This is a genomic window from Verrucosispora sioxanthis, from assembly GCF_010560025.1.
In the GTDB taxonomy this organism is placed as follows: domain Bacteria; phylum Actinomycetota; class Actinomycetes; order Mycobacteriales; family Micromonosporaceae; genus Micromonospora; species Micromonospora palythoicola.
This window is the reverse complement of sequence record NZ_SAIY01000001.1, coordinates 1,055,479-1,071,169: the sequence shown is the minus strand read 5'-3', so window position 1 is coordinate 1,071,169 and position 15,691 is coordinate 1,055,479. Positions and strand designations below refer to the sequence as shown.

Genomic DNA, 15,691 nt, shown 5'->3' with positions numbered 1-15,691 from the left:
GAGGGTCCGATCGGTGGACCACATAGGGTGCAGGGATGGCGCGACCTGACGGGCGGCGACCCGACCAACTTCGACCGGTGACCCTGACCCGCGGTTGGAGCACCCATCCCGAGGGCTCGGTGCTCGTGGAGTTCGGCGGCACCCGGGTGCTCTGCACCGCGAGCGTCACCGAGGGGGTGCCGCGCTGGCGCCGTGGCTCCGGGCTGGGCTGGGTGACCGCGGAGTACGCGATGCTGCCCCGGGCCACGAACACCCGATCCGACCGGGAGAGCGTCAAGGGCCGGGTGGGTGGGCGTACCCACGAGATCTCCCGGCTGATCGGCCGGAGCCTGCGCGCCGCGATCGACCTCAAGGCGCTCGGTGAGAACTCGATCGTGCTCGACTGCGACGTGCTGCAGGCCGACGGCGGCACCCGGACCGCCGCGATCACCGGTGCCTACGTGGCGCTGTACGACGCGGTGAACTGGCTCGCCGCCCGCAAGGCCCTGAGCGGTCAGCCGGAGAAGGTGATGCACCGGTCGGTAGCGGCGGTGAGCGTCGGTGTGGTCGCCGGTGAGCCGCGCCTGGACCTGTGCTATGACGAGGACGTGGCCGCCGAGGTCGACATGAACGTGATCTGCACCGGCACCGGCGACTTCGTCGAGGTGCAGGGCACCGGCGAGGCCGGTGTCTTCGCCCGCGACCAGCTCGACGCCCTGCTCGACCTGGCCGTGGTCGGCTGCCTGGACCTGGCCGAAGCCCAGCGGAAGGCTCTACTCCCATGAACAAGGTGCTGCTCGCCACCCGCAACCGCAAGAAGCTGATCGAGTTGCAGCGCATCCTGGACGGGGCGCTGGGCGCGCACCGGGTGGCGCTGATCGGGCTCGACGATGTCGAGGCGTACCCGGAGCTGCCGGAGACCGGGCTGACCTTCGGCGAGAACGCGCTGATCAAGGCCCGGGAGGGCTGCCGGCGGACCGGGCTGCCGACGATCGCCGACGACTCCGGGCTGGCCGTCGACGCGCTCAACGGGATGCCGGGGGTGTTCAGCGCCCGCTGGGCCGGGCGGCACGGTGACGACCAGGCCAACCTCCAACTCGTGCTCGACCAGATCGGCGACGTGCCGGACGAGCAGCGGGGCGCCTCCTTCATCTGCACCGTCGCGCTGGTGCTGCCCGGTGGCAAGGAACACCTGGTCGACGGCCGGCAGGCGGGCCGCCTGCTGCGTGCTCCGCGCGGCGACGGCGGATTCGGCTACGACCCGATCTTCCTCGGCGACGGCCAGGACCGCACGAACGCCGAGTTGACCCCGCAGGAGAAGGACGCGATCAGCCACCGTGGCAAGGCGCTGCGCGAGCTGGCCGCGCTGGTCGCCAAGGTGCTCTGAGCGCGGATACCGCGACACGAGTTGCGGTATGTCGCGGTATCCGGGGCGGTTGAAGGCACGAGTTGCGGCGTCTCGTGCGCCATCACCCGGCCTCAGCCGAGGGGGCCGATCTCCTGCTCGATGGCGGTGCGGAGGTCGGGGGCGGCCAGCACGGCGCGGGCGGCCTCCATCAGCGGGGCGAGGAAGACGTCGGGGCCGGGCTCGCCGACGGCTCCGCCGAGCGCGGCGATCGCCGCCCGCCCGGCCGGTGACGGAACCAACGGTGCCCGCAACTGCAACCCGCGTACGGCGGCGAGCAGTTCCACCGCGAGCAGACTGGTCAGGTTGTCCAGCACGGTACGCAGCTTCCTGGTCGCCGCCCAGCCCATCGAGACGTGGTCCTCCTGCATGCCACTGGTGGGCAGCGAATCCACCGAGGCCGGCGCGGCCAGCCGGCGGTTCTCGGCGACGATCCCGGCGGCCGTGTACTGCGCGATCATCAGCCCGGAGTTGACCCCGGCGTCGGGGGAGAGGAACGCCGGCAGGTCCCGGGACCGGGTGACGTCGAGCAGGCGGTCCACCCGCCGCTCGGCGATCGCGCCCACCTCGGCGGCGGCGATGGCCAGGAAGTCCGCCGCGAAGCCCAGGGGCGCGCCGTGGAAGTTCCCGGTCGACTCGACCCGACCGTCGGGCAGCACCACCGGGTTGTCCACCACCGAGACCAGTTCCCGGGCGGCGGTAGTCCGGACGAAGTCCAGGGTGTCCCGGGCCGCGCCGGCCACCTGCGGTGCGCAGCGCATCGAGTAGGCGTCCTGCACCGCGTGCGCCAGGTCGTCGCGGTGCGAGTCCATCACCGCCGATTGCTGCAACAACCGGTGGATGTTGGCGGCCGAGACGCCCTGCCCGGGATGCGGACGGATGGCGTGCAGTTCCGGCAGGAACGGTCGTTCCGAGCCGAGCATCGCCTCGATGGCGAGGGCGGCGGTGACGTCGGCCATGGTGAACAGGTGGGCGGCGTCGTCGATGGCCAGCAGCAGCATGCCGAGCATGCCGTCGGTGCCGTTGATCAGCGCCAGCCCCTCCTTGGCGGCCAGCTCGACCGGGGCGATGCCGGCCCGGCGCAGCGCGTCGGCGGCGGGCACCCGTCCGCCGTCGGGGCCGAGCACCCAGCCCTCGCCGAGCAGCACCAGCGCGCAGTGTGCCAACGGGGCCAGGTCACCGGAGGCACCCAACGAACCGTGCTCCGGCACCCACGGGGTGACCTCGTGGTTGAGCAGGTCCACCAGGGCCTCGGCAACCAGCGGCCGTACCCCGGAGCGGCCGAGCGCCAGCGAGCGGACCCGCAGCAGCATCATCGCCCGTACCACCTCCCGGGGCATCGGCGCGCCGACGCCGGCGGCGTGTGACCGGATCAGCGCGTGCTGCAACTCGGCGCGGCGCTCGGGTGCGACGAAGGTGTTGGCCAGCGCCCCGAAACCGGTCGACACGCCGTACACGGGACGACCCGCGGCCTCGATGCCGTCCACGATGGACCGACTGGTGGCCATCGCGTCCACGGTGGCCGGATCGAGGACCACCTTGGCACCGCCACGCGCCACGGCGCGCACGTCGGCGGGGGTGATTCCGGTGGGCTGGACGGTGACGGTCATCGCGGTACTCCGTTGTGCAGAACCTGGCGGACGAGAGGCACCCCGGGCCGGTAGGCCAGGTGCAGGTGGGACGGTGCGTCGAGGATGATCAGGTCGGCCCGGGCACCGGGCCGCAGCACGCCGACGTCGTCGCGGCGCAGCGCCCGCGCGCCACCGGCGGTCGCGGACCAGACCGCCTCCGCCGGCGTCATCCCCATCTCGCGGACGGCCAGCGCGAGGCAGAACGGCATCGACGAGGTGTACGACGAGCCGGGGTTGCAGTCGGTGGCCAGCGCCACGGTGACGCCGGCGTCGAGCAGCCGGCGCGCGTCCGGGTAGGGCGACCGGGTGGAGAACTCCGCGCCGGGCAGCAGGGTGGCGACGGTCGTGGTGTGCCCGCCTTCGTGGCACATGCAGTCGAACCGGGTCGACGCCAGCGCGTCGATGTCGGCGTCGGTCAGGTGGGTGCAGTGGTCCACGCTGGCCGCGCCCAACTCGACCCCGAGTCGCACGCCCGGGCCGTGGCCGAGCTGGTTGGCGTGCACCCGCACGTCCAGGCCGACCGCCTGTCCGCAGGTCAGGATCGCGCGGGCATGGTCGGCGTCGAAGGCGCCCCGCTCGCAGAACACGTCGATCCAGCGGGCGTACGGCGCGGCGGCGGCCAGCATCGGCCCGCAGACCAGCCCCACGTACTCGTCGGGGCGGTCGGCGTACTCGGCCGGGACCACGTGCGCGCCGAGGAAGGTGGTCTCCCCGGTGACCTCGGCGGCGATCCGCAGCGAGCGGGCCTCGTCGGCGACGGTGAGGCCGTACCCACTCTTGATCTCGATCGTGGTGCTGCCCTGGCGCAGCGCCTCCGCGCGCAGCCGGCGCACGGTGGCCCGCAGCTCGCCGTCGGAGGCGGCCCGGGTGGCGCCGACCGTGGTGCGGATACCACCGCCGGTGTACGGCTCGCCGGCCATCCGGGCGGCGAACTCGGCGGCCCGGTCCCCGGCGAAGACGAGGTGGGCGTGGCTGTCCACGAACCCGGGCAGCACCGCCGCACCGGCGGCGTCGATCCGCCCGTCCGCCGCCGGCGCGTCGGCTGCCGGGCCGACCCAGGCCACCTCGCCCTCCTCGACGAGCACCGCCGCGCGACGCCGGATCCCCAGCGGCCCGCCCTCGCCCGCGCCGGGCACATTCGTCACCAGCTCACCGATGTTGTCCACCAGCAGGCTCATGAGGTGACCTCCGTGATCGCGGTGGCCAGTTCCCGCGCCACGTCCACCCGCACGTGCCGACCGTCGCGGACCAGCACCTGACCGTCCACCACCACCTGCACGACGTCGGCGGTGCTCGCCGCGAACCAGACGCCAGCCGGGGTCACCCCGGCCGTGCGTACGCTGTCCAGCCGCACCGTGACCAGGTCGGCGCGGTCACCGACGGCGATCCGGCCGGCGTCGGTCCAGCCCAGCGCGGCGTGCCCGGCGCTGCTCGCGGCGGTGAACAGCTCCGCCGGGGTGAAATGGCCCCGCTTTCGGGTGCGCAGCCGCTCGTCCAGTTCGACGGCGCGTGCCTCCTCGAACGGGTCGATCACGGCGTGGCTGTCACTGCCCAGGCTCAGCGGAATGCCGGCGTCGGCCATCCGGCGGGCCGGCCCGATACCGTCGGCCAGATCCCGCTCGGTGGTGGGGCAGAGGCAGACCCCGGTCCGGCTGTCGCCGAGCAGCCCCACGTCGGCGCTCGTCGGATGGGTGGCGTGCACCGCCGTGGTGGCCCGGCCGAGCACCCCGTGGTCGGCGAGCAGCCGGGTCGGGGTACACCCGTGCACCGCCCGGCAGGCGTCGTTCTCGGCGGGCTGCTCCGACAGGTGCACGTGCAGTGGCGCATCACGCCGCTGCGCCCAACCGGCGACGGTGGCGAGCTGTTCGGCCGGCACCGCGCGTACCGAGTGGATCGCGGCACCCAGACGCACGTGCCCGCCGTCGGGAGTGAACGCGTCGAGCCGTTCCGCCCACCGCAGCGCGTCGCCGTCACCGAACCGCTGCTGCGGCCCGACAAGCGGCCGGCCGTCCACCGAGGCGGTCAGGTAGCAGGTGTCCAGCAGGGTCAGCCGGATCCCGGCCTGCGCTGCCGCCTCGACAAGCGCCGCGCCCATCGCGTTCGGATCGGCGTACCGGCTGCAGCCCGGCCCGTGATGCAGGTAGTGGAACTCGCCCACACAGGTGATGCCGGCCAGCGCCATCTCGGCGTAGACCGCCCGGGCCAGCGCCAGGTACGAGTCGGGGTCGAGGCGACCGGCGACCGCGTACATCCGGTCGCGCCAGCTCCAGAAGTCGCCGCGCCCGGCGTGGGTGCGCCCGCGCAGCGCCCGGTGGAACGCGTGCGAGTGCGCGTTGGCCAGCCCCGGCAGGGTCAGCCCCGGCAGCCGCACCGCGTCGGCCAGCACCTCGACACCGGCGTCGGGCCGGCCGTCCGGCGCGAGCGCTTTCACGCCGGTGATCCGGTCGTGCACCGTCTCGATCAGCACGTCCGGGGTCGGTTCGGCCTCCCCGGGCAGCCAGGCGTACTCCGCGAGCCAACGGGTGGCACTCATCGGAGCAACTCCTCAAGCACCCGGGCCAGCGCGGTCACCCCGGTGGCGCAGTCGGCGTCGGTGGCCGACTCGGCGGGGGAGTGCGACACCCCGGTCGGGTTGCGGACGAACAGCATCGCGGTGGGTACGTGGGCGGCGAGCACCCCGGCGTCGTGCCCCGCCCCGGTGGGCAGCACCGGCGCGGCCAGCAGCCCGGCCAACCGGTCGGCCAATTCGCCGTCGAAGGCCACCAGCGGGGTCGCCGACTCCTCGGTCAGCGTCACCTGAGTACCGTCGCGCCGGGCCCGCTCCGTGGCCTTGCCGTGCACGGCCTCCACCATCCCGGTCAGCGTCTCCGGCTCGGCCGCGCGGGCGTCCAGCCAGCCGGTCACCCGGGACGGAATCGCGTTCGTGGCGTTCGGCTCCACCGCCACCCGACCGACGGTGGCGTGGGCACCACGCAGCCGGGCCTCCTTGTTGGCGGCGAGCACCGTGAACGCGTACGTCAGCATCGGGTCCCGGCGGTCGACCATCCGGGTCGTACCCGCGTGGTTGCCCTCGCCGGTGAAGTCGAAGCGCCAGCGGCCGTGCGGCCAGATGGCGCTCGCGACGGCCACCGGCGCGTCCTGCTCGACGAGCGCGCGGCCCTGCTCGACATGCAACTCCACGAAGGCCGCGAAGTGGCCGAGCAGTTCCGGCCGGGCACCCGCCGGCCGGTCACCCAACGCCTCGGCGAAGCTCACCCCGCCGGTGTCACGCAACCCGGCCGCCCGCTCGACGTCGAGCGCGCCGGTGAGCAGCCGCGACCCCAGGCACGGTACGCCGAACCGGGCGCCCTCCTCCTCCACGAACGCCGCCACCGCCACCGGCCGGGCCGGCGTGACACCCGCCGCACGCAACTCGTCGACCGCCAGGAAGGCGCTCACGATGCCCAGCGGACCGTCGTACGCCCCACCGTGCGGCACCGAGTCGAAGTGGCTGCCGGTCAGGATCGCCTCCCCGGCCTCCGGGTCGCCCCACCAGGCGAACAGGTTGCCGTTGCCGTCGTCGGTCACCGGCATGGCCCGCTCGGCGGCCTGCGCCCGGAACCACTGCCGCAGCCGCAGCTCCGGCTCGGTCAGCGCGTACCGCAGGTAGCCGCCGCTGCGCTCGTCCCGCCCGATTGTGGCGATCTCGTCCCAGAGCTGCCGGAACCTGCCGAGCCGGTGCTCGTCCGCTGCCGAATGCGTCAACAAGAGCTCCCTCACTCCGCCATCGGGACGCGCACGCCGGTGCGGTCGGCCACCTCGCGGGCGGCGTCGTAGCCGGCGTCGACGTGCCGGATGACGCCCATCGCCGGGTCGTTGGTCAGCACCCGCTCGATCTTCTGCCCGGCCAGCGCGCTGCCGTCGGCCACGCAGACCTGACCGGCGTGGATCGACCGACCGATGCCGACGCCGCCGCCATGGTGGATGGAGACCCAGGACGCCCCGCTGGCGGTGTTGACGAGCGCGTTGAGCAGCGGCCAGTCCGCGATCGCGTCCGAGCCGTCGGCCATCGCCTCGGTCTCCCGGTACGGGCTGGCCACGCTGCCGCAGTCCAGGTGGTCGCGGCCGATCACCACCGGCGCACTCAGCTCACCCGAGGCGACCATCTCGTTGAACCGTACGCCGGCGCGGTCCCGCTCGCCGTAACCGAGCCAGCAGATCCGCGCGGGCAGGCCCTGGAACGCGACCCGCTCACCGGCCAGCCGGATCCACCGCGCGAGGGACTCGTTCTCCGGGAACAGGTCCAGGATCGCCCGGTCGGTGGCGGCGATGTCGGCCGGATCGCCGGAGAGCGCCGCCCACCGGAACGGCCCCTTGCCCTCGCAGAACAACGGCCGGATGTACGCCGGCACGAAGCCGGGGAAGTCGAAGGCGCGGTCGTACCCGCCGAGGCGGGCCTCGCCCCGGATCGAGTTGCCGTAGTCGAAGACCTCAGCGCCCGCGTCGAGGAAACCCACCATCGCCTCGACGTGCCTCGCCATCGACGCCCGGGCCCGGTCGGTGAACTCGGCCGGCTTGGCCGTCGCGTACTCCCGGGCGTCGGCCAGCTCGACCCCCTCCGGCAGGTACGACAGCGGATCGTGCGCGCTGGTCTGGTCGGTGACGATGTCGACCGGCACGCCCCGGCGCAGCAGCTCCGGAAAGACGGTGGCGGCGTTGCCGACGACACCGACGCTCAACGCCCGGCGCTCCCGCCTGGCGGCGAGCACCCGCGCGACCGCGTCGTCCAGGTCGTCGGCGATCTCGTCCAGGTAGCGGTCGTGCACTCGGCGGGCCAGCCGGCTACGGTCCACGTCCACGATCAGGCAGACGCCGCCATTCATGGTGACCGCGAGCGGCTGCGCCCCGCCCATTCCGCCGCAGCCCGCGGTCAACGTCAGCGTGCCGGCCAACGTGTCGCCGAACTTCTTGGCGGCGACGGCGGCGAAGGTCTCGTAGGTGCCCTGGAGGATGCCCTGGGTGCCGATGTAGATCCACGAGCCGGCGGTCATCTGCCCGTACATGGTCAGGCCGAGCTGCTCCAGGCGGCGGAACTCCGGCCAGGTCGCCCAGTCGCCGACCAGGTTCGAGTTGGCCAGCAGCACCCGGGGCGCCCACTCGTGCGTCCGCAGCACACCGACCGGGCGACCCGACTGCACCAGCATCGTCTCGTCGTCGCGTAGCTCGGTGAGCGTCCGCACCAGGGCGTGGTACGACGGCCAGTCCCGGGCCGCCCGGCCGGTGCCGCCGTACACGACCAGGTCGTCGGGGCGCTCGGCGACCTCGGGGTCGAGGTTGTTCATCAACATCCGCAGGGCGGCCTCCTGCGGCCAGCCAAGGGCGGTGCGTTCGGTACCGCGTGCGGCGTGGATGCTGGTTCCCGGGCCGGGCGCGGCCTGGTCGGATCGCGTCATCGTGGTTCTCCTCCTCCTAACCGAGGAACAACTGTCGACGGGCCGCCGAGGCTTCGAACGCCTCCAGCCGCCGCTGGGTCTCGGCCGGGGCGGCGTCGCAGATCGCCTGAAGCAGCACCATGGCCAGGGTCATCGGAGCGGTGTGCAGGTCGAACACCAGTTGCGCGCCGACCGCGGCGGGCAGCACCACGTCGGCGTGCTCGGTCGCCGGACTCACCGGTGAGTCGGTGATCGCCACGACCGTCAGCCGCGCCGCGCGGGCCTCGCGCAGCGCCTCCAGGGTCTCCCGGGGATAACGCGGCAGCACGAACGCCAGCAGCGCCCGCGCCCCCGCCTCGGCGGCCTGTTCGAGGCGGTCGGTGAGCAGGCTGCCGCCGTCGTCGAGCACCCGCACGTCGGGATGCACCTTGGCGGCGAAGTACGCGAAGTACGCGGCCAGTGGCGCGGCCGAGCGCAGACCGAGCACCGGCAGCGGTCGGCTGGCCGCCAGCAGACGCCCGGTCTCGGCGATCCGCTCCCGGTCGGCCAACTGACCGGCCAACCGGTCCAGGTTGCCGATCTCGGCGCGTACCGCCTGCTGAAGTTCGTTGCCGGCGGTGGTCGGGCCGGGCGCGGCGGCGGTCAGCTCGCGCAGCCGACGACGCAGCGCCGGGTAGCCGTCGTGGCCCAGCGCCACCGCGAACCGGGTGACCGACGGCTGGCTGACCCCGGCCAGCTCGGCGACCTCGGCGGCGGAGAGGTAGCCGATGGCGGGGGCGTGCTGCACCAGGCAGTGCGCGATGCGCCGCTGCGTCGGGGTGAGCCGGACGCCGTCGAACAGGCCGACGACCCGCTCCGCCGACGCCATGGCAACTCCCTCATTCATCCGGTGACTCTATGCATGAAAACTTTCATCAAGCAACTCCGGGCTCTGTGCGGCCAGCGGCGGCGGGCCGAGCCAGTTGGTGCCGTCTCTGTAGGATCCGCATGGCGGTTGAGCGAAGGAGTTGGCATGCAGCCGGGAACGCCCTACAGGTTCACCCACATGCTGGGCGGGTCTTCGGTGGGCAAGGCGTGGGCGGCCATCGATGAACAGGGCCGCCTTGTGACGGTGGCAGTCCTGGATGCCACCGTCGCCGCCACCGAGGGTTGGCGGGAGGCGTTCGCCGGAATGGCTAACTCGTTGGCCGAGGTGCCCGAGGGTGTGCCGTACACGTACGCCGACTTCTCGGCCGCCGCGCCGTGGGTCGCCTACCCCGCCGAAGCTGGGCCGGGTGCGGAACGGCTGATGCGCTCGCTCGGGGTGGACTACCAGCCGATCCAGGCGGAGGCCAGGGCACCCGTCTCCGCGCCGCCACAGCCGGTTTCCGGTGCTCCGCAGCCGGTCTCCGGAGCCCCGCAGCTCGTGTCGGGCTCACCTGTCGTGCACCGGTCGGTGCAGATTCCCGAGCAGCCGGCGTCCGGAGCTCCGCACCCGATCTCTGGCGCGCCGGCCTCGCCGGGGGCGCCCCAGGTGGGGACGTCGGCACCGTCCGCTGGCGCGGCGACTCCGGTATCGGATGCGGGATTCGGTCCGGCGGTGCCGGGCACATTCGGCGCCGTAGATCCGTTCGACTCGTCCGGTGGGCGCAGGATCGCACCCGTCGCACGTCCGCCGCGTAACCGGCTCCGTCTCTGGATCGGCGGTGTGGTGCTGACCGCGCTGCTGGCCGGTGGTGCCGGGTTCTTCGTCGGCGGCGCGCTCGACGGGTCGGGCGAGCCGGCCGGCGATCCGTCGGTAAGTGCCTCTCCGCCGCTGTACGACGCGACGCAGAACTCGTTGAACAAGACGAAGTTCGACGGGGACCTCATGCCGCTCGCCGAGCCCTGGCTGGCGCAGATGGGTGGATGCGCGGTTGACACGGAGGTCGGTGGTCCCGAACTGTTGGACGGTGAGAGCCGGCACGTCTTCTGCCGGTACCGCGGCGTGGCCGTGCATTTCGCCCGGTACGAGTCGGCGGCCACGAAGGAGGCCGCGCGGACCTTCCGCCAGGAGATGGGCATCATCGGCCGGGCACTCGCACCGGGTCTCAGGGAGGCCACCCAGAGCACCGGCGGCTCCAGTGGAGCCCCAGGCGCCTACGTCGAGTACGCGGGCAACGGCCACGACGGGCGGCCGGTTTGCGGGATCTGGTGGAGCCGCGACGACGGCCTCAGCTCCTTGTATCTGGAGACGCCCTGCGGCGCGGGGCTCGGTGGCAACTGGGACGCGCTTCGGGACCTCTGGCACCGGAACAGCTGACCCGGTTTCGAAATCGTCCACCGGGCCCGACACCGGCCGGCGGTGACGCCGCCGGACCTCAGCGCACCGCGGCTCCGTCGGGTGGAGCGACCAGACAGACGTCGGCACCTACCGTGACGTCGGCGGGAAGGTCGATCCGAACCAGGCGCGCACCGCGGAAGACTCGCTCCGTGACCGCTCCGCCGCGACTGCCGAGGCGGACGATGACATCTCTGTTCTCGATCTCCTCCCAGTCGGTGATCTGGAACAGCCAGACCCGGGACCGTCCGGCCAGCAGCTCCGCCACGGTCCGCTGTGGACAACCGGTGGGCGGAGCCGGTGCCACATAGCCGTCGGCTGGCGGGCCGTAGTAGGACTGCGAGTTCCAGGACAGCCGGGTCGCGAGGAACAGGTCATCCGGACGCCGCTCGTCACTCAGGTGGCGCAGGGCGGTCCGGTAGTCGGCCACGTTGGCACCCCCACCCTGCGGGAAGGCGTGTTGTGGACGGGTTGACGCCGTCACGTCGAGGGCGAGCTGAGGAGCCGCCAGCGCGATGACAAGCGCCGCACCGAGCGCCCTGCGGACGCGACTGGGAACGCCGTGCCGGGCGTCCGGCGCGGCCACCGCGAGGCTGGCCAGCATCAGCAGAGCCGGCACCGTGTAGAGCGCCAGCCGGCCGGTGAACGGGTAGACCGACGCGGCCGCGCCGACCAGTCCGACCATCAGCGGAGTGACCAGAATCAATACGGCGAGAGCGGCTACGCGACGCCACCACAGGACCGCACCGGTGACCAGCAACGGTACGACTATCCAGGCCGACCAGGACACGAACGGCACGCGGGCCAGGCTGCGATACGTCGAACCGAGCCAGTCCAGGGTGGCGGGAACGTTCGTGAGCGGCTGGTACGGGTAGATCGCCTTGCCCAGCCAGTACGCCTGGAGATGGGCGTCGTTCTGACCGGGTGCCAGGACCGCTACATAGATCCACAGCGCAGCGATGATCCAGATTGGCGTGGGCAGCAGGAAGCGGCCCAGTTCACGCACCCGCTGCACCCACCGCTGTCCCGGACTGACGAGCGTGTGCAGCCCAATCAACACGCCGAGCGCAGCGGCGACCGGTATGGCCATGATGCTCAGTACGGACGTGACAAGTGCGATTCCCCAGAACTCGATGCCACTGCGCCGGGTCAACCTGTTCCGGCGGGTCAGGAGGAGAGCCGTTCCCACGAGCAGCGTCACGCAGAATGCCTCGGCGCTGTACGGCTTGAGTTCGTTCGAGTAGGCGATGAGGAAGGGTGCGATCGCGACCAGCAGCAGAGCGGTGAGCGCGGTGAGTGGCGGCATGAGCCGCCGTCCGAGCCAGCCGACCAGCGGCAGCAGCGCCAGCCCGAAGAGCAGCGGTACGAGCCGCATCGACTGTTCCGGTGGGCCGAACAGCTGGAGGGAGAGCCGTTCGAGCCAGAGCCAACCTGGCGGGGCCGATTGGCTGAAGGCGAGCGGCTCCAGCAACTCCAGGTAACTTCGCTCGCGCAGGTTGTGAGCCACGTACAGTTCGTCGCTCCAGAAGCTGCGCCCGAACGTCCACTGCCGGATCCGCAACACCGCACCAAACCCGACGATGATGCCGGCAAGCGACCAGTAGGGGAGCCGGCCCAGGGCCTTCACGATCGAGGGTGCCGCCCCGGAAGCCGTCTGCCGGCCGTAACGGGACTGGGCTGGCGCAGCAGCCGCCAAGGCGGGGTGGACCGGGAGGCGGCGCGTCTCGGGCACGGCGAGACGCTACCAAGGGCAGGCATTGTCGCGGCGGGGGAAACTGTCGCGATGAGCGCCGGCAGGGTTACCGGGGTGGTTGACACCGCTGTACACCCGGTTCCGCATTCACGGGCGAGCCGACCAGGCGGGCGGCGGTCCGGTGCCGTCGGGATGCCGGCGGCAGTCCGATCAGGAACTCGGGAAAGATGCCGAAGAAGGTCCGAGCACTGCGCAGTTCAAGGTTGTGTGCCCGTGACCAGTGCACTGAGTTTGTCGCGCGGGCCCAATGATGGGTCCAACGGACATCACCGAGCAGGACGACCGGGCGGCCGAGTTGCCACGAGCGTAGACCGAGCTCGTGATCCTCGTAGTAGAGAAAGAACCGCTCGTCCCACCCACCCAACTCGACGAACTCCGCCGTACGCGCCGCTACCGCCGCGCCCATGACCCAGGCGACGTAGACCGACTCGCCGGGACCGGCCAGGATGCGGTACGACCCGTGCAGCCGGTTCAGCGGCCAGACGCGCCGGTTACCCAGCTTCGCCGTCGCGTACGGGAAGCCGCGGCCGTTGGGCTGTGGAATGCCCTCCGCCGAGAGCAACTGGGGCGCAACCAGCCCGCCGTGCACGTCAAGGTGCCGTTTCAACACGGTGAGACCATCAGGGCGAAGCTCGAGATCCGGGTTCGCGAACAGAACGTACTCACCCGCCTCGCGTAGCCCGATGTTGTTGGCCTTGGCAAAGCCAACGTTCTCCGCCAGTTGGATGACTCGGGCACCCAGTTTCTCCGCCACCTGTACCGAGTCGTCGGCGGAGCAGTTGTCGACGACGATCCACTCGTACGGTCTGGATTCGTTGTGCCAACAGCGGCGCAGGGTCTCCGCCGAGTTGTAGGTGACCGTGACGACGCTCCACCTACGTTCAGTCATCACGCTCTCCGAACTGTCAGGTAGCGGCACAGGGACACGAAGCCGAATCTCTTGCCGTTCCACTGCCGGCGGGCGGCCGGCGCCTCGACCAGGCCGCGCCCGACACCGCGAAGGAACGGCCGTAGCAGCCCTTGCCGGGCGCGGCGGGCGGCCAGTGCGAGGTGGGCGAGTGTCAGCACGGGAACCGCGACGAGCAGCAGTGGCCAGGTGAAGGTCCGGGCCGCTACGAGGAGCCGGTTGCGTGCCAAAAGTCGGGCCCGGAACCCCTGAAGGCTGCTGTCGCCCTCGACGCTGTGACCGCCCGCGTGCGGTAGCACCAGGTCCAGCGGGCGAGTGCGTAGGCCCGAGGCATAGAGCCGGAAGGCCAGGTCGGCGTCCTCCCCCCAGGCGAACAGATGCTCGTGGAACCCGCCGAACCGTCGGAACAGGTCGGTGGGAAAGACCGCCGCGCCACCCGACGGCCCGAGCGGACCTCGGGACACCGTCGCCACCCGGTCGATGAAGAGGGCGATCGGGTGAAGGTCGATGCCGACGTACGCGCCGCCGTACATGGAAAGACCTACCGCGATCGGGCCGTCGGGATTCGCCGCGACGGTGGCCCAGACGCGGGCCAGGCCGTCCTCGGGCAGCCAGACGTCCGGATTCAGCAGCAGGACGTGGCTCGTCGTCGCGGCTGCGACGGCGCGGTTACAGCCTTCCGCGAAACCGGGATTCGAGGAGTCGGGAAGATAGGTGTACGAGGCGTCACCCAGACAACCCGCGATGATCGCCTCGCAGCCGTCACCGGGACAGTTGTCGGCGAAGACGAACCGAACCGGGAGTTCACTGACGGCGCGTACCCACGTCGGCAGCGTCTCGGCCAGCATGTCGCCCGACCGGTACAGGACGGTGACCACCGTCAGGCCCGTGGCAGACGTCTCGCTCACGTCGCGGATCTCCCCAGCCGGTGTAGGACGTAGAGCCCGGGTACCAGGCTCAGCCAGGTCGGATAGATGAACGGGTAGAGCTCGTACAGGCCGAACATGGCGAAATACACGATGAAGCCCCGGCCCAACTGTCCGGCGGGTGCGGTGGTGAACTCGAGCCGACGTTCGGCCGCGCCGACCACCAGTCCTAGGGCGGCGAGAAAGAGGACTGCACCGGCCGCTCCGAAATCGAGCAGCGGTATGGCAACGAACGTCGCGGTGTTCATGTGGTACGGCTGGCTGAGTTGGGACGTCACCGCGTACAAATCCGCCTCGCCGACCAGTGGCTCGACACGGGAGCCCAGAAATGTCAGGGAGTACGCGCCGTACCTCGGGTCCAGGTGCTCCCGTTGGGACCAGAGCCGGCCGAATGTCTCCGTGGACGAGCTCAGGGACAGGTCGAGCGAGCCGACGCTGCTGGCCACGGCGTTGCCGCCGTACTGGGACCGGAACTCGTTCTCGAACGAACCGGTCCCCGCCATCGTGCGCTGCCCGCCGAGGAAGACGGCAGTGCCGAGGACCGCCAGGCCGATGAGAAGGATGACCGGGGTCTTCGGGAAGGCTTTCGTCGCTCGCCGCCTCGGGCGGTACATCGACAGGGCGGCGATCAGCGCGGGCGCGATCCCGACGAGCACGGAGTTCTTGCTCGCGCCGAGGGCAGCGCCCACGGCGAAGACGCCGGCGAGAGCGTAGTAGATGAGCGATGTCCGCCAGTTTCGAGACAGGGCGCGCAGGAGGGAGACCGCCATCCCGAGGGTCCACGCTTCGGAAAGCAGCCCGATGACGATGTTCGACTGTTCCCGCAGCACCTGCCGTGCCGCGTCCGGGTTGTCGGCCAGCAGTGGTGGCACCACCCCCTGGAACCGGAGGGCCGACGTCGCGGCCGCGATACCGAGCAGAACGAAGAGGTATGTCAGCAGGCGCCGTTGACTGGGCCATGAAAGCGTCGGCCGACGCGACTCGACGCCGTCGCGCCGTACCGTCAGTCGCCGTCCGACAGCCCACGCGGTCAGGAACACGGCCACGTATCCGGCGAGGACCGGCAACACCGCCTCGCCAGCCCAGGAGTCGTAGGGGCCGGGAACGGTAAGTACGGCGAGGAAGGTGGCACCCCAGGCGGCTGTACATGCGGCCAAACCCCACATCCGCGACCTCGCTGCGAGCAGGGCCGCTACCGCCAAGGCAAGTGTCACGGCAGCACCGGTGTCCCACACGGACATGAACAGCAGCGTGCCAGAGACAAAGGGGATGCCGACCGACCAAAGCCGTTTCTCAGCGGGGAGCATCGGTTTCCCTGTCACCTCTCCTGGTGCAGGGTCGGGGCTCGATGCCGAATTCGGCAGCCGGGCGCCATGCTCG

General features: G+C 71.6%; 13 protein-coding genes. 3 read left to right on the top strand and 10 right to left on the bottom strand.

Going from position 1 to position 15,691, the window contains the following annotated elements:
* Positions 1-35 precede the first annotated feature (35 nt).
* Both rph and rdgB read left to right on the top strand, forming a co-directional pair.
* Entirely contained in the window at positions 36-764 is a 729-nt protein-coding gene (gene rph / locus ENC19_RS04995; RefSeq protein ID WP_164445896.1) for a ribonuclease PH, read from the top strand.
* Positions 761-1,366 carry an RdgB/HAM1 family non-canonical purine NTP pyrophosphatase gene (gene rdgB / locus ENC19_RS04990; protein ID WP_164445895.1) on the top strand — a complete coding sequence of 202 codons (606 nt, stop codon included), beginning with the start codon at positions 761-763 and terminating at the stop codon, positions 1,364-1,366. The genes rph and rdgB overlap by 4 nt, the downstream gene beginning before the upstream one ends.
* Before the next feature lie 92 nt (positions 1,367-1,458).
* Here the strand turns inward: rdgB and hutH are convergent, their stop codons facing one another.
* From hutH to ENC19_RS04960, 6 genes are read right to left on the bottom strand one after another with little or no spacing between them, the layout of a single operon-like run.
* A complete protein-coding gene (gene hutH, locus ENC19_RS04985) occupies positions 1,459-2,994 on the bottom strand; it encodes a histidine ammonia-lyase (protein WP_164445894.1) in 1,536 nt (511 codons plus the stop codon).
* The gene (gene hutI / locus ENC19_RS04980; protein WP_164445893.1) at positions 2,991-4,193 is read right to left on the bottom strand and encodes an imidazolonepropionase; all 1,203 of its coding nucleotides are present in this window, start codon (positions 4,191-4,193) and stop codon (positions 2,991-2,993) included. The genes hutH and hutI overlap by 4 nt, the downstream gene beginning before the upstream one ends.
* Positions 4,190-5,548 carry a formimidoylglutamate deiminase gene (locus tag ENC19_RS04975; protein ID WP_164445892.1) on the bottom strand — a complete coding sequence of 453 codons (1,359 nt, stop codon included), beginning with the start codon at positions 5,546-5,548 and terminating at the stop codon, positions 4,190-4,192. The genes hutI and ENC19_RS04975 overlap by 4 nt, the downstream gene beginning before the upstream one ends.
* Entirely contained in the window at positions 5,545-6,759 is a 1,215-nt protein-coding gene (locus ENC19_RS04970) for an allantoate amidohydrolase (protein WP_408058047.1), read from the bottom strand. The genes ENC19_RS04975 and ENC19_RS04970 overlap by 4 nt, the downstream gene beginning before the upstream one ends.
* A gap of 11 nt (positions 6,760-6,770) precedes the next feature.
* A complete protein-coding gene (hutU, locus tag ENC19_RS04965; protein ID WP_164445891.1) occupies positions 6,771-8,447 on the bottom strand; it encodes a urocanate hydratase in 1,677 nt (558 codons plus the stop codon).
* 16 nt (positions 8,448-8,463) lie between these two features.
* Positions 8,464-9,312 carry a MurR/RpiR family transcriptional regulator gene (locus tag ENC19_RS04960; protein ID WP_164445890.1) on the bottom strand — a complete coding sequence of 283 codons (849 nt, stop codon included), beginning with the start codon at positions 9,310-9,312 and terminating at the stop codon, positions 8,464-8,466.
* A 126-nt stretch (positions 9,313-9,438) separates the two neighbouring features.
* Here ENC19_RS04960 and ENC19_RS04955 point away from each other — a divergent pair, with 126 nt between their 5' ends.
* Positions 9,439-10,707 carry a hypothetical protein gene (locus ENC19_RS04955; RefSeq protein WP_164445889.1) on the top strand — a complete coding sequence of 423 codons (1,269 nt, stop codon included), beginning with the start codon at positions 9,439-9,441 and terminating at the stop codon, positions 10,705-10,707.
* Positions 10,708-10,765: 58 nt separating this feature from the next.
* Here ENC19_RS04955 and ENC19_RS04950 read toward each other — a convergent pair whose 3' ends face one another.
* From ENC19_RS04950 to ENC19_RS04935, 4 genes are all read right to left on the bottom strand, one after another.
* Positions 10,766-12,457, bottom strand: a complete 1,692-nt coding sequence (locus tag ENC19_RS04950; protein WP_309246165.1) for a glycosyltransferase family 39 protein — start codon at positions 12,455-12,457, stop codon at positions 10,766-10,768.
* 67 nt (positions 12,458-12,524) lie between these two features.
* Complete coding sequence (locus ENC19_RS04945) at positions 12,525-13,367, bottom strand: glycosyltransferase family 2 protein (RefSeq protein WP_164445888.1); 843 nt, start codon at positions 13,365-13,367, stop codon at positions 12,525-12,527.
* Complete coding sequence (locus ENC19_RS04940; RefSeq protein WP_309246164.1) at positions 13,367-14,293, bottom strand: glycosyltransferase family 2 protein; 927 nt, start codon at positions 14,291-14,293, stop codon at positions 13,367-13,369. The genes ENC19_RS04945 and ENC19_RS04940 overlap by 1 nt, the downstream gene beginning before the upstream one ends.
* Positions 14,290-15,552 (bottom strand): hypothetical protein, encoded by a 1,263-nt coding sequence (locus ENC19_RS04935; protein ID WP_235944378.1) that lies wholly within the window; start codon positions 15,550-15,552, stop codon positions 14,290-14,292. The genes ENC19_RS04940 and ENC19_RS04935 overlap by 4 nt, the downstream gene beginning before the upstream one ends.
* Positions 15,553-15,691: the final 139 nt, after the last annotated feature.

What these genes read in the sequence shown, in the direction of transcription:
- rph (WP_164445896.1), top strand. Translation starts at nt 36, where the DNA reads ATGGCGCGACCTGACGGGCGGCGACCCGACCAACTTCGACCGGTGACC.
- rdgB (WP_164445895.1), top strand. Translation starts at nt 761, where the DNA reads ATGAACAAGGTGCTGCTCGCCACCCGCAACCGCAAGAAGCTGATCGAG.
- hutH (WP_164445894.1), bottom strand. Translation starts at nt 2,994, where the DNA reads ATGACCGTCACCGTCCAGCCCACCGGAATCACCCCCGCCGACGTGCGC.
- hutI (WP_164445893.1), bottom strand. Translation starts at nt 4,193, where the DNA reads ATGAGCCTGCTGGTGGACAACATCGGTGAGCTGGTGACGAATGTGCCC.
- ENC19_RS04975 (WP_164445892.1), bottom strand. Translation starts at nt 5,548, where the DNA reads ATGAGTGCCACCCGTTGGCTCGCGGAGTACGCCTGGCTGCCCGGGGAG.
- hutU (WP_164445891.1), bottom strand. Translation starts at nt 8,447, where the DNA reads ATGACGCGATCCGACCAGGCCGCGCCCGGCCCGGGAACCAGCATCCAC.
- ENC19_RS04960 (WP_164445890.1), bottom strand. Translation starts at nt 9,312, where the DNA reads ATGAATGAGGGAGTTGCCATGGCGTCGGCGGAGCGGGTCGTCGGCCTG.
- ENC19_RS04955 (WP_164445889.1), top strand. Translation starts at nt 9,439, where the DNA reads ATGCAGCCGGGAACGCCCTACAGGTTCACCCACATGCTGGGCGGGTCT.
- ENC19_RS04945 (WP_164445888.1), bottom strand. Translation starts at nt 13,367, where the DNA reads ATGACTGAACGTAGGTGGAGCGTCGTCACGGTCACCTACAACTCGGCG.
- ENC19_RS04935 (WP_235944378.1), bottom strand. Translation starts at nt 15,552, where the DNA reads ATGTCCGTGTGGGACACCGGTGCTGCCGTGACACTTGCCTTGGCGGTA.